Annotated in this window: 1 rRNA gene; it reads right to left on the bottom strand. The window is 52.7% G+C overall.

The annotated features are described in order from the left end of the window. Positions 1-33 precede the first annotated feature (33 nt). A 23S ribosomal RNA gene (locus tag BN1129_RS20845) occupies positions 34-2,923 on the bottom strand. Positions 2,924-2,984: the final 61 nt, after the last annotated feature.

Below are 2,984 nucleotides of genomic sequence, written 5' to 3'. Positions count from 1 at the left end.
GCTACAAGGCCAGAAACACTTCTTGGGTGTTGTATGGTTAAGCCTCACGGGTAATTAGTATGGGTTAGCTCAACACATCACTGCGCTTACACACCCCACCTATCAACGTTGTGGTCTCCAACGGCCCTTTAGGACCCTCAAGGGGTCAGGGATGACTCATCTCAGGGCTCGCTTCCCGCTTAGATGCTTTCAGCGGTTATCGATTCCGAACTTAGCTACCGGGCAGTGCCACTGGCGTGACAACCCGAACACCAGAGGTTCGTTCACTCCGGTCCTCTCGTACTAGGAGCAACTCCCTTCAATCATCCAACGCCCACGGCAGATAGGGACCGAACTGTCTCACGACGTTCTGAACCCAGCTCGCGTACCACTTTAAATGGCGAACAGCCATACCCTTGGGACCGACTTCAGCCCCAGGATGTGATGAGCCGACATCGAGGTGCCAAACACCGCCGTCGATATGAACTCTTGGGCGGTATCAGCCTGTTATCCCCGGAGTACCTTTTATCCGTTGAGCGATGGCCCTTCCATTCAGAACCACCGGATCACTATGACCTACTTTCGTACCTGCTCGACCTGTCCGTCTCGCAGTTAAGCTGGCTTATGCCATTGCACTAACCTCCTGATGTCCGACCAGGATTAGCCAACCTTCGTGCTCCTCCGTTACTCTTTGGGAGGAGACCGCCCCAGTCAAACTACCCACCAGGCACTGTCCGCGAGCCCGATTCAGGGCCCTGCGTTAGAACATCAAACATACAAGGGTGGTATTTCAAGGACGGCTCCAGCGCAACTGGCGTCACGCCTTCAAAGCCTCCCACCTATCCTACACATGTAGGTTCAATGTTCAGTGCCAAGCTGTAGTAAAGGTTCACGGGGTCTTTCCGTCTAGCCGCGGGTACACCGCATCTTCACGGCGAATTCGATTTCACTGAGTCTCGGGTGGAGACAGCATGGCCATGGTTACACCATTCGTGCAGGTCGGAACTTACCCGACAAGGAATTTCGCTACCTTAGGACCGTTATAGTTACGGCCGCCGTTTACCGGGGCTTCGATCAAGAGCTTCGCTTGCGCTAACCCCATCAATTAACCTTCCGGCACCGGGCAGGTGTCACACCCTATACGTCCACTTTCGTGTTTGCAGAGTGCTGTGTTTTTGATAAACAGTCCCAGCCATCTGGTCACTGCGACTCCCAACTGCTCCATCCGCAAGGGACTTCACTGTCAAGAGCGAACCTTCTCCCGAAGTTACGGTTCTATTTTGCCTAGTTCCTTCACCCGAGTTCTCTCAAGCGCCTTGGTATTCTCTACCCGACCACCTGTGTCGGTTTGGGGTACGATGACTTGTAATCTGAAGCTTAGAGGCTTTTCCTGGAAGCAGGGCATCAATGGCTTCACCACCGTAGTGGCTTCGTCTCGTGTCTCAGTGTTGTGTCTCCGGATTTGCCTAGAAACACCACCTACGCACTTTCACCAGGACAACCGTCGCCTGGCCCACCTAGCCTTCTCCGTCCCCCCATCGCAATTACAAGTCGTGCAGGAATATTAACCTGCTTCCCATCGATTACGCCTTTCGGCCTCACCTTAGGGGTCGACTCACCCTGCCCCGATTAACGTTGGACAGGAACCCTTGGTCTTCCGGCGAGGAGGCTTTTCACCCCCTTTATCGTTACTTACGTCAGCATTCGCACTTCTGATATCTCCAGCATACCTCTCGATACACCTTCGCAGACTTACAGAACGCTCCCCTACCACTCACACATACGTGTGAATCCGCGGCTTCGGTGCCTGGTTTGAGCCCCGTTACATCTTCCGCGCAGGCCGACTCGACTAGTGAGCTATTACGCTTTCTTTAAATGATGGCTGCTTCTAAGCCAACATCCTAGCTGTCTGAGCCTTCCCACATCGTTTCCCACTTAACCAGAACTTTGGGACCTTAGCCGGCGGTCTGGGTTGTTTCCCTCTTCACGACGGACGTTAGCACCCGCCGTGTGTCTCCCGGATATTACTTACTGGTATTCGGAGTTTGCATGGAGTTGGTAAGTCGGGATGACCCCCTAGTCCAAACAGTGCTCTACCCCCAGTAGTATTCGTCCGAGGCGCTACCTAAATAGCTTTCGGGGAGAACCAGCTATCTCCGAGTTTGATTGGCCTTTCACCCCCAGCCACAGGTCATCCCCTAACTTTGCAACGTTAGTGGGTTCGGTCCTCCAGTTGATGTTACTCAACCTTCAACCTGCCCATGGCTAGATCACCCGGTTTCGGGTCTACACCTTGCAACTAGACGCCCAGTTAAGACTCGGTTTCCCTACGGCTCCCCTATACGGTTAACCTCGCTACAAAATGTAAGTCGCTGACCCATTATACAAAAGGTACGCAGTCACCCCGAAGGGCTCCCACTGCTTGTACGTACACGGTTTCAGGTTCTATTTCACTCCCCTCACAGGGGTTCTTTTCGCCTTTCCCTCACGGTACTGGTTCACTATCGGTCAGTCAGGAGTATTTAGCCTTGGAGGATGGTCCCCCCATATTCAGACAGGATGTCACGTGTCCCGCCCTACTCGATTTCACTTCAAGGTCGTTTTCATGTACGGGGCTATCACCCTGTATCGCTGGCCTTTCCAGGACCATTCCACTAACTTCCAAGAAACTTAAGGGCTAATCCCCGTTCGCTCGCCGCTACTGAGGGAATCTCGGTTGATTTCTTTTCCTCGGGGTACTTAGATGTTTCAGTTCTCCCGGTTCGCCTCTATTACCTATGTATTCAGTAATAGATACCCAGCTTGTGCTGGGTGGGTTTCCCCATTCGGAAATCTGTGAGTAATAGCGTCTCTTACCGACTTCTCACAGCTTATCGCAGGTTAGTACGTCCTTCATCGCCTCTGACTGCCAAGGCATCCACCATGTACGCTTAGTCACTTAACCATACAACCCCAAGAAGTGTCGTCGAAACAACGCGTCTTGTTGAAGTACAACAAGGACCAAA

It is taken from the genome of Aeromonas popoffii (genome assembly GCF_000820025.1).
Lineage (GTDB): Bacteria > Pseudomonadota > Gammaproteobacteria > Enterobacterales > Aeromonadaceae > Aeromonas > Aeromonas popoffii.
Note: the sequence above shows the minus strand (reverse complement) of the source record. Positions and strands in the feature narration are given on the sequence as shown.